Raw genomic sequence first — 17,546 nt, forward strand, 5'->3', positions numbered from 1 at the left:
ATTAGCACAGACTCTATGAACTATAGCCATAAGCAGATAGAAGACTTCTGGCAGCACGTCGAGCAGACGCTCGACCAGTTGCTGGCCAGTCAGCAGGATGCGCATTTTGAAGCCGATGCGTTGCTGAACGCTTATCGTTCCAGCCTGCAGAAGATCGATCGCAATCTGACCTTTCACTTCGAGAAGGAGTCGGAAGGCGGTCCGGTCGAGATGGTGTTTGGTTGTGATGGCTACCCGGAGTCGATTCATGCGGTGCTTTCGCTGGTCGGTGCTGCGCCGGACCTGTCCGGTATCAGCTTCCGCGCGTTTAACGAGCGCTACGATCCGGTGCCCGCGTTCGTCAACATGGGTGATGAACTGTGCGAAATCGATGAATTCTGGTGCTCCCTGCGACAGCTTAACGGCAAGCTTCAGTTGGCCGTTTATCTGCGTGATGCGCCGAAGATTCTGGAAATGGATCCCCGTGTCGAAGCGGTCATGATTCTGCTGGATGCGCTGATCGGCGAGTATGAGCTGATGACCCGTATCTGGTCGCTGGACTGGTATGAGTTGCCGGTCGACCCGATCGACTTCGGTCTGATGCCGCTGTCGCACCTGCGTCATGCCTTTGATGACATGAAGGACCGGGTTCAGCCGATCGGTATAACCATCCACTGAATAGCTATCCGGCGGTGCGTGCAATTATCGTCGGGAAGATTACTATTAAGGGTGCCGCGTTTGTGGCACCTTTTTGTTTCTGTGTCCCCTTGTCTCCAGGAGGAGCGGTATGAGTCGGTTAGCCGATCTACTGGAAAAGGTTCGTATTGAATACGTCCAGGTCATGGTCGATCATGGTGAGACTGAGCCTTATCTCACTGCCCATCGCGTCTGTAACGATCGCCTCTGGCTTTCCGGCGAAGAGCTGGCCGCCTTGATCGATGAAGATCCCAAGCTGCTGTCGGCACGCGCCAGTGACCTGATCGATGTGGATAGTGAGCGCGCCAATCCCTGTGTCGGTGCCATCGTCACCAGTAACATTGTTGCGGCGGCGCTGGAGGGTTTGCTGGCGGTAGCGGTCAACCGTAACTGGCTGGAAGTGGATTCCGAGGGGCGGGTGTTGGTTGATGCCCATGAGCTCGACTCTGTGCCGGCAGTACATGGCATCGATTACACGGAAGCGGGCGAGTTTGTACCCCAGCGCGGGCGCAGTCATCTCAGCGATCTGTTCCATCTGGCCGAGAAAGCCTACGTTGAACGTTTGGAAGAGGGGCCTCATGATGCCTATCAACTGGCATTGCTGGTGGCTTCTGATCACGCCATATTCACGCCCGATGAGCTGGCGCCGCTGCTACTGGAAAACCCGCTGCTGCTTGGGTTGCGTGGCGATGATCTATTGGATGAAGACCTGTTCGAGGGTGATCCGCCTGCTGGCATGATCATCAGTGCGCATCTTACTGAAATGCTGGTGCAGCAGTTGCTGGAACGTGGTGTTGAGGTAGGCGCGATCGGTCATGACAGTGAGGGGCAGCCGATCCTGTCGGAAGCCGAAGAGGATAACCCCACGGTTCACTGACCTCCCTGAGGAGATCATCTCTCCTTTGTTTGTTACCTATTTTGCGTCGGTCAGCCACTGGTCCAGGGCGATAAGATCCTCTGGGCTCAGGCTGCCGACCGTCTGCTTGAACTCAAACAGTGTGGTGATGTGGTCGTAGCGGCTGTTGGCGTAGTCTAGCAGGGCCTGATAAAGCGCGTTTTCCGCATCGAGTACATCGACCACGTTGCGAGTACCTACCGAAAAGCCTTCCTCGTTCGCCGTCAGCGCAGTTTCGCGTGACTTGATGCTCTGCGCCCGTGCCTTGACGCTCTCAACGCTGGTGTTCAGGTCACGCAGCAGGGATCGGGTCTGCAGTGTCAGGGCGCGGCGCTGATCTTCCTGGTTAAAAAGTGCGGCCCGGTTGCGTTGATCCGCTGCGCGCACGCTGGAGCTGGTTGAGCCGCCGGTGTACAGCGGCATGGTCAGTGTCAGCGCTATGCTATTGGAATCGTTCCAGTCGCCGCGCTCAGTGGTTTCACCGCCTTGCGCCTCTATCGCCAGGCGCGGCAGGTGTTCAGAACGTGCGGCCTGTAGCGAGCGTCTTGCCGCCTGGCTGTCATACTGGCTGATCCTGTAAACCAGGTTGCCCTCGAAGGCGCGGTCCAGCCAGGTGGCAGGATCGGTTGGTTCGACAGACAGGATCGGGTAGTCCGGTTTAAGTGGCTGAATATTGTCGAAAGGGCTTCCCGCGAGGCGTTCGAGTGCCTCAAAGCTGTTGCTCAGTGCGCCCTGGGCGTCGATCAGCTGGACGGCGGCTTCGTCGTAGGAGGCCTGGGCGTCGAGGACGTCGGTCACGGCTATCAGTCCGACCTCGAACTGCGCCTGCACCTGTTCCAGGCGGCGTGACAGGGCGCGTTCCCGTGCCTGCGCCAGATCGAGAGTGTTCTGAGCGCGCAGAACGCCAAGGTAAGCGTCTATGGATCTTAGAATCAACTCCTGCTGCGCCAGTGAGAAGGTGAGTTCTGCTTGCTCTTCCAGCAGTTGACCGCGCCGGAACGTGAACCAGGCGCTGGCATCGAACAGGGGCTGGGAGAGCGAAAGTGTGTAGCCGTGGCTGTTGCCATCGAGGAAGCGGTTATCGATGCGTGAGGTGTTGGCGTCGAGATTTGCCTGCGGCAAGAGTGCGGATCTGGCCTGGGTTGAGGACTCGGCGTCAGCCCGGAAAGTGGCTTCGGCTGCCTTTAATTGCGGATCCGCGTCCAACGCTTGTTGATAGAGGTCGAGAAGAGCGCCGGCGCTGGCCGGGGTGGTTGCGAGTGTGAAACAGATACCTGCAGCGGAGATACTTTTCCTTATTCTCATCAATACACCCCTTGTATGTGTGTCTAGAGTCTAGGTCTCTTTTCTCTGGTCCGCCTTGGAGTCTCGAAGCCTCCGATCACAGAGTAGCATCAGGTCGTCGCTGCTGCCCCGGGTTTCTGACAGGCTGGAGATGCCAAAAGCGAGGCTGAAGCCGTCGATACCGGTCTCTTTGCGTAGCTGTTCTTCTACCTGTGTCAGTCGTTTTTTCAGTGGTGGTGCATGTTTGCCAAACGGCATCAGCAGTACAAATTCGTCTCCGCCGAAACGGAACACCTGGTCGCCACTGCGGCAGATCGCTTTGAGCGCCCCGGCAAGCAGTGTCAGTACCCGGTCACCGTAGTCGATGCCTTTGAGATTATTGATCGCTGACAGACCGTTGATATCGAGCATCGCCATTTCGCAGTTCTTTTCGCTTTGCAGATAGTGCAGCTCAGCCTGTTCCAATGCGGCGTCGAAGGCCGCGCGGCCGGGCAGACCGGTCAGTGTATCCCTGGGATGAGTATTCTCGTCGGCGCTCTCCGGTGCTGATTCCGGCTCGCTGGCAAAGTGGCCAGCCAGAATGTCGCCCGCCAGTTGGAGCAGGTGGATATTCTCGGTGAACGTATCGGGCTTCTCGTTTTCGAGTATTGCCAGATAACCCCGGGCTTTATTGTTGCTGTCGACCCGCTGGCTGATGAAGTAGTGGGGTTGGCTATCGGCTACCAGAGAATCCTCGGGGTAGTCCTGCGCCGGATTGGTAGCGAGCAGACGATCCTCGGTGGCGGCGTAGATCTTTTCGGCGAGGGCGTGCTCTGAGGTCAGTCGGCGCGGCGGCAGAGTCTCACCGTCGTGCCAGTGGCCGAGCAGTTCATCCGCATCTTCGCTCTGGTGTTTCACCGCGACCAGTTCCGTCTGTCCGATCATTGGGCCGAGAACGCGGGCGCAGGTCAGCCAGGGATCACCGCCGGCAGCCAGGGCGGGTATCAGTTCGCGAATAAGCCTGCGTTCATGCCGGCTGCTGGCCGATGGCGTGCCGATCAGGAGCAGGTATTCATCACAGCTCAAGCGTTCGAAGCGGTGGTCCTGTGCTGCTGTGTTGTGTTGCCTGATCAGGCTATCGCGGCTGGCGCTCGGTAGCGCCTCAAACGAGGCGTTGGACCACTTGAGTTGGTTGTTAATCAGCAGTGCAACAGGGAGGAGGCTAGAGGAGAACAGTTCAGAGATTATGCGGGCTTTCACGCTGGATCTCCTTTCCGTGAAAGGGAAGCGGCGGACGGGGTGTCCGCCGCTGTAGGATCATCGCTCCATTACTGCGCCAGCGCTTTGGAGATGCGTCCGATCGCGTCCTTGAGGGTATCCAGGCTGGTGGCGAAGGAAAGGCGTAGGTTACCCGGTGCGCCAAAGGCGGAACCCGGTACCAGGGCAACGCCCGCTTCGATCAGCAGAAACTCGGCGAAAGCGATATCGTCTTCAAACTCCGGACGGGAGTCGATCACCTTCTGGAAGCTCGGGAAAGCGTAGAAAGTACCGTCCGCTTCGATGCACTCGACACCTTCAATGGCATTCAGGGCGCTGACGACATAGTCGTGACGCTCTTTAAACGCCTTGACCATCTCCTCGACACACTCCTGGGAGCCTTCCAGTGCGGCCTGAGCTGCAACCTGGGAGATGGAAGTGGGGTTGGAGGTGCTCTGCGACTGAATCTTCTTCATCGCGCCGATCAGCTTGGCAGGGCCAGCTGCGTAACCGATACGCCAGCCGGTCATGGAGTAAGCCTTGGATACGCCATTCAGAACGACGGTGCGCTCATACAGTTCCGGGCAGGCGTTGACGATGTTGCAGAACGGCTTGCCGGTGAAACGGATGTGCTCATACATGTCGTCGGTGGCGATCAGCACGTTCGGGTAGCGCTTCAGCACTTCACCCAGAGCTTTCAGCTCCTCTTCGGTGTACGCAACGCCGGTCGGGTTGGACGGGCTGTTCAGTACGACCAGGCGAGTCTTGTCGGTGATCGCTTCTTCCAGCTGTGCCGGAGTGATTTTGAAGCGCTGCTCCTGGGTAGTGGTCAGAATGACCGGAACGCCATCGGCAACTTTCACCATATCCGGGTAGGAAACCCAGTAAGGTGCGGGAATAATCACCTCGTCGCCGGCGTCCAGCAGGGCCAGAGCCATGTTGAAAAAGCTCTGCTTACCGCCGCAGGAAACCAGAATCTGGTTAGCTTCGTATTTCAGGCCGTTTTCGTTTTCGAATTTGGCAATAATCGCCTTTTTCAGCGCGGGGGTGCCGTCGACAGCGGTGTATTTGGTGAAGCCGCTGTTCAGGGCATCAATCGCTGCCTGTTTAATGTGAGCGGGTGTATCGAAATCCGGTTCTCCAGCGCCCAGGCCGATAATGTTCTGGCCTGCCGCACGCAGTTCAGCTGCGCGGTTGGTCACCGCCAGCGTGGGAGAAGGTTTGATGCTGTTTACGCGGTTGGAAAGTTGCACGTCCAAGCTTGATTCCTCTTCCTGTCAGCGCCTGAAATGTACATGGCAAATGCTTTAGGAGCATACAGGATTCGGGGTGGACTCTGAATCCCTGTGCGACCTAAAAAGACGTAATTCGGCGCTTATGGTGAAAAAAGTTGCTGATAGGAAACTCATGCCACCGCCATCAGCGAGTGCTCCAACTGATCGGTTGGCCGTAAACCCAATGATTTAGGCCCCGGTGGCGCGTTATACTTCCCGGTTCGCTCGATAGCAGGATAGAAGGATGAAGACAAGATTCAAGGTAAGCTCGGCATTTGAACCCGCGGGTGATCAGCCCAAGGCGATCGCCAAGCTCGTCGATGGTCTGGAGTCGGGGCTGGCAGCCCAGACCCTGCTCGGTGTGACCGGTTCCGGCAAAACCTTCACCATGGCTCATGTGGTTGCAGCCGTGCAGCGCCCGACCATCATACTGGCCCATAACAAGACGTTGGCGGCACAGCTGTACGGAGAGTTTCGCGAATTCTTCCCCGATAACGCGGTGGAATATTTCGTCTCCTACTACGACTACTACCAGCCGGAAGCCTACGTTCCTTCGTCCGATACCTTTATCGAGAAAGACGCTTCGATCAACGATCACATTGAGCAGATGCGCCTCTCCGCTACCAAGGCGCTGATGGAGCGCGAAGATGCGATTATCGTGGCGACCGTGTCATCGATCTACGGTCTGGGTGATCCCAAGTCCTACCTGTCTATGATGCTGCATCTGGATCGTGGCGACCGCATCGATCAGCGTGGTCTGCTGCGCCGTCTGGCGGAGCTGCAGTACACCCGTAACGATGTGGAGCTGCATCGCGGCACCTACCGGGTGCGCGGCGATGTGATCGATGTGTTCCCGGCGGAATCGGAGGTTGAAGCGGTTCGGATCGAGCTCTTCGACGACGAGATCGAGCAGATCAGCTACTTTGACCCGCTCACCGGAGAAGTGCTGCGCAAGGTACCGCGCGCCACCATCTATCCGAAAACGCACTATGTCACGCCGCGTGAGGTGCTGCTGGAAGCGGTGGACAAAATCAAGGAGGAGCTGCGTGAGCGCCTTGAGCAGATGCGTGAGAACAACAAGCTGGTTGAAGCCCAGCGTCTGGAGCAGCGTACCCTCTACGATATCGAGATGATTCTGGAGCTGGGCTACTGCTCTGGCATCGAGAACTACTCGCGCTATCTTTCCGGCCGTGGGCCGGGTATGCCGCCGCCAACTCTGTTTGAGTATCTGCCGGACAACTCGCTGGTGATTATCGACGAGTCCCACGTCACCATTCCGCAGCTCGGCGCCATGTATCGCGGTGACCGTTCCCGTAAGGAAACCCTAGTGGAGTATGGCTTCCGCCTGCCCTCGGCGCTGGATAACCGGCCGCTCAAGTTTGAAGAGTGGGAGCGCCTGGCACCGCAGATGATCTTTGTCTCGGCGACACCGAGCAAATACGAGGCTGAGCACGCCGAACAGATCGCCGAGCAGGTAGTGCGGCCGACCGGGCTGGTGGACCCGGTGGTTGAGATCCGTCCGGCGAGCACCCAGGTGGATGATCTGCTGTCAGAGATCCGTCTTGTTGCCGCCCGGGGCGAGCGAGTCGTCGTCACCGTACTGACCAAGCGGATGGCGGAGGATCTGACCGAGTTCCTCGCCGAACACGATGTCAGGGTGCGCTATGTCCACTCGGATATCGATACTGTGGAGCGTGTTGAAATTATCCGTGATCTGCGTATCGGCGAGTTCGATGTACTGGTGGGTATTAACCTGTTGCGTGAGGGGATCGATATGCCTGAGGTTGGGCTGGTAGCGATTCTGGACGCGGACAAGGAGGGCTTCCTGCGCTCCGATACATCACTGATTCAGACCATCGGCCGTGCCGCCCGCAACGTGAACGGTCGTGCCATTCTTTACGCCGACCGGGTAACCGGTTCCATGCAGCGTGCGCTGGATGAAACCGAACGGCGTCGAGAGAAGCAGATCGCCTTCAACGAAGAGCATGGTATTACCCCGAAAGGTATCGTCAAATCGGTGGCGGATATCATGGAGGGTGCCAGTGCGGTGCCGGGTCGCAAGAGCTCCCGCGGCGCACGCAAGGCGGCAGAGCCTGCGGCGGAGTACCGGGTTGATGAGCGTGGCATGAGTACCAAGGAGCTGGCGAAAACGATCAACCAGCTGGAGGATCAGATGTACGAAGCTGCACGAAATCTCGAATTTGAGAAAGCGGCGCAGCTGCGTGATGAGCTTGAGCGGATAAAACATGCCTCACTTCCTGAGTAATTAAATCAGCAAGTTGCAATATTTGTGGGGTTGTTTTGCGACAGAGCTGGTACTAAAGTCTTAGCGGATAATGTCGATATAATGACAATCGGTTTTCCCCCAGACCACATGGCGCAGGGCAATGTTAGGGTGGCTGGGGACCGGTATATCGCTGGATATAACTATTACAAGGAAACTAAGGATGCCACTCTCGCGCTTCAAGCTGGGGTTCAAGCAGAACCTCATGCTCGTGGTGATACTGACCGTCGTCGGCTTCGCCGCGTTGATCTTCCTCTCGATCTCTTCTCTTAATAGCCAATCCCGAGCAGCTGAAAGGGTCGATACTCTGGGTCGATGGGTCATCGATCTCAGCACCCTGAGGTCAGAAGTTTCGACCCTGTCCCGTCTTTCTGGAGATGTCGCCGAGAAGGCGCTGCCGAAATTCAAGCAAACCCAGGATCGTATCCTGACGGGCCTCGCCGATCAGGGCATGGAAGGCGCTGAGGTGCTCGATGGCACGCTGGATACCTGGCTGGTAGCTCAGGGCGAAGAGATCGATGCCGGGCAGGCGATCGGTGTGACGAATGCCGATGGCCAGCGTAAAGCGGTGGCAGATCGCCTGGCTGAGTTTGAAAATTCACTCTTCTCCTTTATGCGTAAACCCTATCAGAAGATGCAGGAGAGCATTGCCAGTTTGATCGAACAGCGTTCCCCTGAGTCTTTTGATGCCTTTCGCGCTGCCAAAGCGGAGTTGCGCCAGACCCTGGTTGAGCTCGACTTCGTCGATACCTTTGATGAACCGCTGGAAGCGATCGCTACCGAGGTGGAAGGGCTGATCTCGCTGATTCAGGCGCAGAATCAGGCGGAGATCCGCGCTGATGCTCAGCTGGAGCAGTTCAATCAGCAGGTCGTTCAGCGCTTCGACCAGGTGTTGGCTCAGCTGGCCCAGGCCAGGTCCGCTGCTGACAGTGCGAGCAAAACCGCACGCACAACGATACTGATCGCGGGTATCGGTGTCGCGGCCGCGGTGCTTCTGCTGTTGATGCTGACCCTTAAGCGTTCGACAAAAGCGTTGAACACCACTCTGACTTCCCTGGAAGAGGTTGCCGAGGGCAATCTGGCCCTGCGTCTGCCGGTGAGCACAGGCAAGCAGGACGAGTTCGATCGCCTGGGTGTGGCGGTGAACAACCTGACTGAGCAGCTAGGTTCGGTGCTGAACGGGGTCAAAGAGAGCAGTTCCCAGTTGCAGCGGATGTCCACTGAGCTGAGTGACACGCTGCAGACCCAGATCAGCGAGAGCGAGCAGACTGAATCGGAGACCGGTTCGGTCGCCGCAGCGGCGGAAGAGATCAGCCAGACCGTTGCCGAGATGGCTAACGCTTCGGAAGAGACCAACCGCCTCTCCGGTGAAGCGGAAGCGGCCACCGAAAAGGGCGGCGCGGTCATCACCGGCGCGCTGGGTTCACTGGAAGAGATTTCTGCACTGTTCGCACGGATTCATGATGAGCTGAATCGACTGAACGAGGCTTCCTCCCGTGTCGACGGTGTCACCGATATGATCAATGGGTTGGCCGAGCAGACCAATCTGCTGGCGCTGAACGCGGCCATCGAAGCTGCCCGTGCCGGTGAGGCGGGACGTGGTTTCTCCGTGGTGGCGGATGAGGTTCGCTCTCTGGCTGAGAAAACAGTGTCTGCGACCTCCAACATCAACGATATCAACAACAACATGCAGGGGCAGATGAATCAGATCCTCAGCGCCATGGAGGCTGGCCAGCAACAGGTCAATGAAAGCCGCAGACAGGGTGGTGAGGCGATTCATGAGATGGAGCAGATTCGCTCACTCTTTGGTGAGGTCAGCGACCGTAACCAGCAGCAGGCGGCCAGCATTGAGCAGATTGCGGCGACAGCGCAGTCTATTGCTCACAGCATGAATGCGGTGCTCGATAATGTCTCCCGCGGTTCTGAGCGCACCCGTGAAATCGGTAGCTTCTCTTCCGACGTAGTGGGGCATGCCGAAAACCTGCAGACGATGACGGCACGTTTCCGCTGTTGATCCAGCAAAAGAGCTAAGTAGTTTAAACGGGCGGCGCTGCAAGCGTCGCCCGTTTTTTATGGGCGCTTTATGGCATGGCTCCATGCTCGTGTCTGTCAGGTTTAACCTGGAATCGCGGAGTCTGAATATCGTCTTACCTAGCTGTTATTACTTAGACGAAACTAAGTAAAAATACTTAGAGACTAGGTAGTGATCCTGATCCGGTTGCGGGGAACTGCGAATAGGTAAGGCTGACAGCAGCTGAGAAACTGTCAGCATTCGGATCAGCGTCTATGCTGAATCTGGAGAATCCCCAATACAAAAAGGATATAAGAATAATGTTGAAAATGACGTTTGCCCGCAAATTGATTGCGGCTGCGGCATGTGCTGCGGCTTTGATCGCTCCGGCTCAGGCGGAAGAGAAAACCTACCGTCTGAAGCTCGCCGAAACCTGGCCCACCAACTTCGGCACCTTCAGTGTTCCCGCTCGGGAGATGGCCAAACTGGCCGAAGAGATGTCCAACGGGCGTCTGCAGATCACTATCGACACTGCCAACAAGCACAAATCCCCGCTGGGCGTGTTCGACATGGTTCGTGCCGGACAGTATGACCTGGGCCACTCCGCTTCCTACTACTGGAAGGGTAAGGTCCCCAACACCCTTTATTTCACCACCATGCCTTTCGGTATGACCGCTGTTGAGCAGTACGGCTGGTTCTACTACGGCGGTGGTATGGAACTGATGCAGAAGGTTTACGAGCCTCTGGGTCTGATCTCTGTACCGGGCGGTAACACCGGCGTGCAGATGGGCGGCTGGTTCCGTGAAGAGATCAATAGCGTCGAAGACCTCAAGGGTCTGAAAATGCGTATCCCGGGCTTCGCCGGTGAAGTTCTGGCCAAGCTGGGCGCCAGCCCGACCAACATCCCGCCGGGTGAGCTCTACACCTCTCTGGAGCGTGGTACCATCGACGCGCTGGAGTGGATCGGTCCGGCCATGGACCTGCGTATGGGCTTCCACAAAATCGCTCCGTACTACTACACCGGCTGGCATGAGCCTGCCACCGAGCTGCAGTTCCTGATCAACAAACGCACCATGGACCGTCTGCCGGAAGATCTGCAGAAGATCCTGCTGACCGCGATGAAGGTCTCTGCCTACGATATGACCATCAACTCTCACCATGTGTCCGCCGAAAACTGGGTGACCATGACCGACGAGTACCCGAATATCCAGGTGAAGTCTTTCCCGCCGGAAGTGATGGGCGCTATCAAGCAGGCTAACGATGAGCTGCTGGCTGAAGCTGCTGAAGCTGACCCGCTGGCCAAGGAAATCCTGTCCTCTCAGGCGGATTACCTGAAGCAGATCCGTGTCTGGACCGACATTGCGGATCGCGCTTACCTCAATAGCATGGCAGAGTAACGCCTCGCTCAAGCAGAGCTCCGCCCTGAGGGGCGGTGCCCTGCCTGTAATCTGGTCCTAATCCTCGGTCCATGAGGTTGAAAATCATGTTCCTTCTACGTCTTCAACAGACGATCGATCGGTTCTCCGATCTGCTCGGCAAAATTGCTGCCGTGCTGTTTATCCTGATGCTGTTCAACGTCTTCTTTGATGTTGCGTCCCGCTACCTGTTTAACACCGTTTATATCGGTATGCAGGAGATGGAATGGCATCTTTACGCCGCCATGTTCATGCTGGGCATTCCGTTCACCCTGAAAGCGGGTGGTCACGTACGTGTCGATGTCATCTACGACCAGCTCAGCGTTCGTAAACGCGCCTGGATCGACCTGATCTGCACACTGGTACTGTTGATCCCGTTCTGTCTGCTGGTTGCCTGGTACGGCGTTGATTTCGCCCGCGAATCCTTCCAGTTGGGTGAAGGCTCCGGCGACCCGGGTGGTCTGCCGCATCGCTGGATCATCAAGTCGGTGATTCCGTTTGCGATGTTCTTTAATTTCATCAGTGGTGTTGGTCTGGCGCTGAAGTCGATCAACATTCTCAGTGGTCGTCTGAAAGACGATGACTACACACCGGTGCAGCACTAATCAGGCAGGGTTTAGATAATGATCGGTATTATCATGTTTTTCGCCGCCCTGCTTATGTTGCTGGTCGGCTTTCCGGTAGCGTACACCTTCGGTGGTGTAGCGCTGATCTTCGGTGTCTTTGCCGAAGGTCCGGATATGTTCGCGTTCATGCCGTTCCGTATTCAGAGCATCATGGAAAACACGACTCTGATGGCGGTTCCGCTGTTTATTTTCATGGGGATCGTGCTGCAGCGCACGCGTCTGGCTGAACAGTTGCTCGAGTCCATGGGGCAGCTGTTCGGTGGCGTACGGGGTGGTCTGGCTATCTCCACCGTGCTGGTGGGCGCGCTGCTCGCGGCCTCCACCGGTGTTGTAGGGGCTTCAGTCGTGGCAATGGGTCTGATCTCGCTGCCGGTGATGATGAAGTACAACTACGACAAGCGTCTTGCCTGCGGCACCATCTGTGCCTCGGGCACCCTGGGGCAGATTATTCCGCCGTCGATCATCCTGATTATCCTGGGTGACGTCCTTGGCATCCCGGTGGGTGACCTGTTCAAGGCCGCTATCATCCCCGGCGCGGTGCTGGTGGGTGCCTACCTGGTGTACATTTTGGCAATTGCCTGGATGAAACCTGAAATGGCGCCGACCGTGCCCCGTGACGAGAGCCTGAACCGCCGCCAGTTTTACGTCAAAGCGGCTGTTTCCATCATCCCGCCGCTGGCACTGGTTCTGGTGGTGCTGGGTTCCATCTTCGCCGGTATCGCGACGCCGACTGAGTCCTCTGCGCTGGGTGGTGTAGGCGCGCTGGTGCTGGCGCTGCTGTATCGTCAGTTCAGCTTCGAAATGCTGATGCAGGCCTCAATTGAGACCGTTAAGGTCACTGCGATGGTGTTTGCCATCCTGCTGGGTGCGACTGCGTTCTCCATGGCGTTCAGCTACACCGGTGGCGATTACATCGTCGAAGAGGTGCTGTCTGATCTACCTGGCGGAGCCATGGGCTTCCTGGTGCTGTCGATGATTGCGATCCTGATTCTGGGATTCTTCATCGACTTCGTTGAGATCGCGTTCATTATCGTACCGATCCTGGCGCCGGTGGCTGATATCCTCGGTATCGCTCCGCTCTGGTTCGCGATCCTGATCGCCATGAACCTGCAGACCAGCTTCCTTACACCGCCGTTCGGTTTCTCGCTCTTCTACCTGAAGGGTGTAGCACCGGCAGAGGTGACTACGCTGGATATCTACAAGGGCGTGATGCCGTTTATCGCGATTCAGATCGTGATCGTGCTGGCGATCATGTTCTTCCCGAGCTGGTTCGGTCTGGTATAACCTGACAACTGGCTTGTCCCGAAGCCGATTGCGGTATCCGCCGCAATCGGCTTCTTTGTATCCGCTGTGCAAATTTAACTGCTGAGCCTGTGATGTCGCTAAAAACAAAAATCATGCTGCTGGCGATTTTGCCGATGGTGCTGGTAGCGATTCTGATTACCTGGCTGGGTAGCAAGGGAGCGGTGCTGCTGTCTGAGCAGGAGATCGCCATCTTTGAGGACAATCTGCTCGACTCCAAGCGTCGCGAACTGCGGCATTATGTCGAGATGGCGGAAGCGGCGATTGTCCATGTCCGCGAAGCGGCTGGCGGAGATGAGGAGCTGGCCAAGCAGGAGGTGAGGCGGATCCTCAATGATATGACCTTCGGTGTCGATGGCTACTTTTTTGCCTATGACAGCGAGGGCGTCAATCTGGTCCATCCCATTCAGCCCGAACTGGTGGGGCAGCCCCTCATCGATATGCAGGATTACAGCGGTGACTACGTGATCCGCAACCTGCTGCGCATCGCCGATGAAGGCGGCGGCTATCATCGCTACCTCTGGCACAACCCGCGGCGGGATGAGGTGGAAAGTAAGCTCGGTTACGTGGTTGAGATATCCGACTGGGGCTGGATGTACGGCACCGGGCTTTACCTGGATGATATCAGCGCTGAACTGCGCCAGATTCGCAGTGAAGTCAGCATGAATATCCGGCAGAACTTCTTCAACGTCAGTGTGATTGTCTCAAGCATGACACTGATCATCGTGATCCTTGGCGTTGCCATCAACCTGCATGAAAGTCGTCTTGCCGATGCGCGTCTGCGCTCGCTTGCCCATCGTTCTATTCAGTTTCAGGTCGATGAGCGGCGGCGTTTCTCCCGCGAACTGCACGACGGTATCAATCAGCTGATGGTGACCGTGCTCTACCGGATAGAGCTGGCGCAGCGTAAGCTGGGGCAGGGGGAGATGAAAGGCCTGGAGGATCTCAATGTGGGTCGCGAGGTACTTAACCAGGCAATTCAGGAGGTGCGGCGCATCTCGCACGACCTGCGTCCCAGCATACTTGATGACCTGGGGCTCGAGCGCGGTCTGTCAGCCCTGCTGGAGCACTTTTCCGAGCGCACTAATATCCGCATCAGTAAAGAGGTGGCCCTGCCTGACAACCGCTTGCCAGAAGATATCGAAATCACCCTCTATCGGCTGATACAGGAAGCACTGACCAATGTGGAAAAACATGCGGATGCCAGTGCCATTGCACTCAAGCTGGATCATCAGGGCGGTAAGGTGCGCCTTGATCTAAAGGATAACGGTTGCGGTTTTGATCCCCAGGAAAATCGGCATATGCTAGGTATTGGTCTGCGCAACATGCGTGAGCGAGTCGAACTCCTGGGCGGCGAATATCGCCTCGACTCGGGTGTAGGCGAGGGGACGCGTATCCGCGTGGCTCTGCCGCTCAAAGGGCCTCAGGTGTTGGGATAAGTAGTAATGACCGATAAACCGATTAATGTCATTTTGGTTGATGATCATCCACTGGTGGTTGATGGCATCCGTGCGCGGCTGGAGGATGAGCCGGGGATTCGCGTTGTGGGAGATGCCGCCAACGGCTTGAAAGCGGTGGAAGCCGCTATCGAACTGAAGCCAGATGTGGTGATGATGGACGTTTCCATGCCGGTGATGAACGGCTTCGAAGCGACAAAAAAACTACGCGAATGCTGTCCTGGCGTGCGTGTGCTGATCCTCAGTATGCACGATAACCGCGAGTACATTCTCCAGCTGATCCAGTCCGGGGCTTCCGGTTACATCCTGAAAGATGTCTCCTCTGAGGAGATGGTCAAAGCGATTGAGACTGTTCACCATGGCGGCACGTACTTCAGCTCTGGTGCTTCCCAGACCCTGTTTGCGCGCTTCGACGAGCCCGCTACCCCGGCGGACGATGGCAGTGTGCTGACGCCTCGAGAGCTGACCGTACTGCGCTTGCTGGCCGGAGGGCGTAACAACAAGGAGATTGCCCGCGAGCTGGATATTTCCGTACGCACGGTGGAAACCCACCGCCAGAACATCAAGTCCAAGCTTAATATCCAGACCGCGGCGGGTCTGGTGAAATACGCTATCGAACACAACCTGGTACAGCTTTCATAGAGGCCCAGGTTGTTTAATTGATGAACAGCTAAGGCTTTGAAAAGAAAACTAAATTTTCTTTTCAAAAAGCACTTGCACAAGGCGGAACGATATATATAATACGCACCACGTTTGAGGCAGAGCACAGCCCAAGCATCTAGGACTATAGCTCAGTTGGTTAGAGCACCACCTTGACATGGTGGGGGTCAGCAGTTCGAGTCTGCTTAGTCCTACCAAATTCTTTGCAGAGACAGCGGGTTAGCGAAAGCGGCCCGCTGTTTTTGTTTATGCGCTACCCCCGAGTGCCTCTTGGATTTTGGTGTTGACGCCGGCCCGGCGCGTCGAGCGCTTACGGCGAGCTTTATCTCTTCCTCTCTATGCTTTAAGTGACTTCGACATCGTTAACGGCTGAGCTCGCCTTCCATCCAGATTGGCTTCTTTCCGCTTGGTGCTGTGGGTCTTGTCGCTGATCTATCCCTTCTTGCTTTGAAGCCTGACTATCGGCGTCTTTTTGTGCGTGAGGAGAGGGTTTGCCTGGGTGTTGTAGGTCGGAATGAGAGTTGAGTATTTTGTAGTTTTTCCGAAAATCGGTTTTTGATATAAGATGTATCTGTTGTCCCAGATCAGCTAAACGCAAGGAGGCGCGTAATGATGGTGACGATGGCCACGGAGCTCGAGGCAAACAAAAGAGCGTCGGCTTTTGGATCGAAATACAACAGTGGACTTACCAAGCGCGAGTACATAGCGACTCAGGCGCTGAGCACTCTCATCGCGAGCGAAGAGTATGTAGACAGTGATTCTGTCGCTGAGCTTGCCGTCGAGTATGCGGACGCATTGCTGCGCAAGCTTAGTCAGTAATCATGCTCAAAGCTTGGTAGAGAAACCGCCTTCGGGCGGTTTTTTATTGTGCCTCTTCAGGCTGTTCTAATCCGCGTTGTCTGGCTTCCTCCTCCGCAAAGTGCTTCTCCAACGATTCACTGATCTCTTCCCACATTTTGCGCTCTTTCTTCTCTTGCTCTGCTTTGGTTTGTTCCGATGGGTCGCGCTGGTAGTAGTAAGGCGTTTGCGTGCGGCTGGTGCGGTCTACATCGACGCGGGTGAAGCCCAGGCTCTGGAATATCTGATCGGATCCCAGGTAGAGAAATACGCTGATACCTATGGAGGCGAAACCGGCCTTTTTGAAAAACTCGTGACCCGCTTTGCCGTGCTTCTCGCGTAGACGCTCAGCCCAGGCGAAGGGGCTCCAGTCGAACAGGCCGTAAAAGTAGATAAAGAAAAAATAGGGCAGAGAAGTAAGCAGGAAGGTGGCGCCATTATCGACCCTGCTGGTTTGGCTGAGCCAGTAAATCGCACCGGCGGTGATCAGCGGCATTGCGGCTAAAAATAGATAAAAGCGTATGTTTTTCATGGTGTTAATTCGATACCAGCGAATATGCCGCTATCATAACGAAGCCACTGAAAAACGCTAACTGCTTGGGGGCGGGTTACTCGTCCCGGTCGCGCATCTCTCTGAAGGTGACCGGTGCCATGCCGGTGCGGCGCTTGAAGAAACGGGAGAAGTAAGCGGGATCGTTGAAGCCCAGGTCGTAGGCGATCAGCGAGACTGGTATCGAGGAGTAGATCAGCATCCGCTGGGCTTCCAGCGTCAGGCGATCATGCAGCATTTCACTCAGGTTTTTCTCGGCCACGGCTGCGCAGGCGCGATTAAGCGAGGTGGTCGTGGTGTGCAGTTCCTCGGCGTAGAAGCTGGCTGGCTTGTGTTCGCGGTAATGTTGCTCAACCAACTGCGTTAGCAGGCGGTAGAGGCGCTCGTAGTGGCCTTCGTCGCGGGCGCGGCGGCTGGCCTGGATACGGCGCCCGACCTTGAGCATTAATGAGTAGAGCAGCCATTCGAACATCTGCTTTTTGCCGGTGCGTCGTTCGTGGTACTCCTCCTCCATCTGTGTAATCAGTTGGCCGATGAACTCGGTATCACCGGGATGCTGTCCGAGAGGTACGATCTGCGGTGTGCGCAGCATCTCTTCGACAAATGGGAAGTCGCGCTGGAACTGCTCATCCATAATCACCAGCTGGGATACAGTAATCACTGCGCCGTTGGTGGTTTCGCGGCCAAACTCGAAGCCGTGCACGACCGAGGGTGGGATGGTAATGATGCAGGGAGCGGGCTCCGTGCGCTCTTCACCATCGATATGGATGCGAACCTGGCCGGTGCGTACATAGACCAGCTGATACATGCGTGGATGGGTGTGGATGTTGATGGTCCAGTCGAACAGGCGGGCGCGGCTGGGAATATCCTCAATATGGATAAACTCCGGATCGTCCGCAGACTGGGCTTCGCTATAGAGGGCGTAGTTGGAGATGCTGCCGGATACGGCTTTACCGAGAGACTCGGGTTTCATATGCCTCTCCTGAAAAATGGGCCGGGAGGAGGGAAGGAGTCTCCCGGCCCAGGGTCAACTGGATTTA

15 protein-coding genes and 1 tRNA gene are annotated in these 17,546 nt (G+C 56.5%); 11 read left to right on the forward strand and 5 right to left on the reverse strand.

Annotated elements, in window-relative coordinates; all coding sequences use genetic code 11:
* Positions 1–15 precede the first annotated feature (15 nt).
* Complete coding sequence (locus CLV83_RS02765; RefSeq protein ID WP_132287184.1) at positions 16–657, forward strand: hypothetical protein; 642 nt, start codon at positions 16–18, stop codon at positions 655–657.
* A 109-nt stretch (positions 658–766) separates the two neighbouring features.
* Complete coding sequence (locus CLV83_RS02770) at positions 767–1,552, forward strand: hypothetical protein (RefSeq protein WP_132287187.1); 786 nt, start codon at positions 767–769, stop codon at positions 1,550–1,552.
* Positions 1,553–1,588: 36 nt separating this feature from the next.
* Here CLV83_RS02770 and CLV83_RS02775 read toward each other — a convergent pair whose 3' ends face one another.
* The 3 genes from CLV83_RS02775 to CLV83_RS02785 form a co-directional block, all read right to left on the reverse strand.
* Positions 1,589–2,875 (reverse strand): TolC family outer membrane protein, encoded by a 1,287-nt coding sequence (locus CLV83_RS02775; RefSeq protein ID WP_132287190.1) that lies wholly within the window; start codon positions 2,873–2,875, stop codon positions 1,589–1,591.
* A gap of 30 nt (positions 2,876–2,905) precedes the next feature.
* Positions 2,906–4,093, reverse strand: coding sequence for a GGDEF domain-containing protein (locus CLV83_RS02780; RefSeq protein WP_132287193.1), 1,188 nt, complete (start codon positions 4,091–4,093; stop codon positions 2,906–2,908).
* A gap of 68 nt (positions 4,094–4,161) precedes the next feature.
* Positions 4,162–5,349: a pyridoxal phosphate-dependent aminotransferase gene (locus CLV83_RS02785; RefSeq protein WP_132287196.1), complete on the reverse strand. Its 1,188-nt coding sequence runs from the start codon at positions 5,347–5,349 to the stop codon at positions 4,162–4,164.
* Positions 5,350–5,608: 259 nt separating this feature from the next.
* On the opposite strand from CLV83_RS02785, the gene uvrB reads away from it, so the two are divergent.
* From uvrB to CLV83_RS02830, 9 genes are all read left to right on the forward strand, one after another.
* Complete coding sequence (uvrB, locus tag CLV83_RS02790) at positions 5,609–7,630, forward strand: excinuclease ABC subunit UvrB (RefSeq protein ID WP_132287199.1); 2,022 nt, start codon at positions 5,609–5,611, stop codon at positions 7,628–7,630.
* A 181-nt stretch (positions 7,631–7,811) separates the two neighbouring features.
* Complete coding sequence (locus CLV83_RS02795) at positions 7,812–9,662, forward strand: methyl-accepting chemotaxis protein (RefSeq protein ID WP_165900221.1); 1,851 nt, start codon at positions 7,812–7,814, stop codon at positions 9,660–9,662.
* Between the two features lie 317 nt (positions 9,663–9,979).
* Entirely contained in the window at positions 9,980–11,056 is a 1,077-nt protein-coding gene (locus tag CLV83_RS02800) for a TRAP transporter substrate-binding protein (RefSeq protein WP_132287205.1), read from the forward strand.
* Positions 11,057–11,142: 86 nt separating this feature from the next.
* Complete coding sequence (locus CLV83_RS02805) at positions 11,143–11,679, forward strand: TRAP transporter small permease subunit (RefSeq protein WP_207894693.1); 537 nt, start codon at positions 11,143–11,145, stop codon at positions 11,677–11,679.
* 18 nt (positions 11,680–11,697) lie between these two features.
* Positions 11,698–12,984: a TRAP transporter large permease gene (locus CLV83_RS02810; RefSeq protein ID WP_132287208.1), complete on the forward strand. Its 1,287-nt coding sequence runs from the start codon at positions 11,698–11,700 to the stop codon at positions 12,982–12,984.
* A gap of 92 nt (positions 12,985–13,076) precedes the next feature.
* A complete protein-coding gene (locus CLV83_RS02815; RefSeq protein ID WP_132287211.1) occupies positions 13,077–14,441 on the forward strand; it encodes a cache domain-containing protein in 1,365 nt (454 codons plus the stop codon).
* 6 nt (positions 14,442–14,447) lie between these two features.
* Complete coding sequence (locus tag CLV83_RS02820; protein ID WP_132287213.1) at positions 14,448–15,101, forward strand: response regulator transcription factor; 654 nt, start codon at positions 14,448–14,450, stop codon at positions 15,099–15,101.
* A gap of 138 nt (positions 15,102–15,239) precedes the next feature.
* Positions 15,240–15,316 (forward strand) — tRNA-Val (locus CLV83_RS02825).
* Between the two features lie 412 nt (positions 15,317–15,728).
* Positions 15,729–15,938, forward strand: a complete 210-nt coding sequence (locus CLV83_RS02830; protein ID WP_132287216.1) for a hypothetical protein — start codon at positions 15,729–15,731, stop codon at positions 15,936–15,938.
* Between the two features lie 43 nt (positions 15,939–15,981).
* Here CLV83_RS02830 and CLV83_RS02835 read toward each other — a convergent pair whose 3' ends face one another.
* Entirely contained in the window at positions 15,982–16,488 is a 507-nt protein-coding gene (locus tag CLV83_RS02835) for a hypothetical protein (RefSeq protein ID WP_132287219.1), read from the reverse strand.
* A gap of 76 nt (positions 16,489–16,564) precedes the next feature.
* Positions 16,565–17,479, reverse strand: coding sequence for a helix-turn-helix domain-containing protein (locus tag CLV83_RS02840; RefSeq protein WP_132287222.1), 915 nt, complete (start codon positions 17,477–17,479; stop codon positions 16,565–16,567).
* Positions 17,480–17,546 lie beyond the last annotated feature (67 nt).

Origin of the sequence: Marinobacterium mangrovicola, assembly GCF_004339595.1 — a bacterium.
GTDB classification, from domain to species: domain Bacteria; phylum Pseudomonadota; class Gammaproteobacteria; order Pseudomonadales; family Balneatricaceae; genus Marinobacterium_D; species Marinobacterium_D mangrovicola.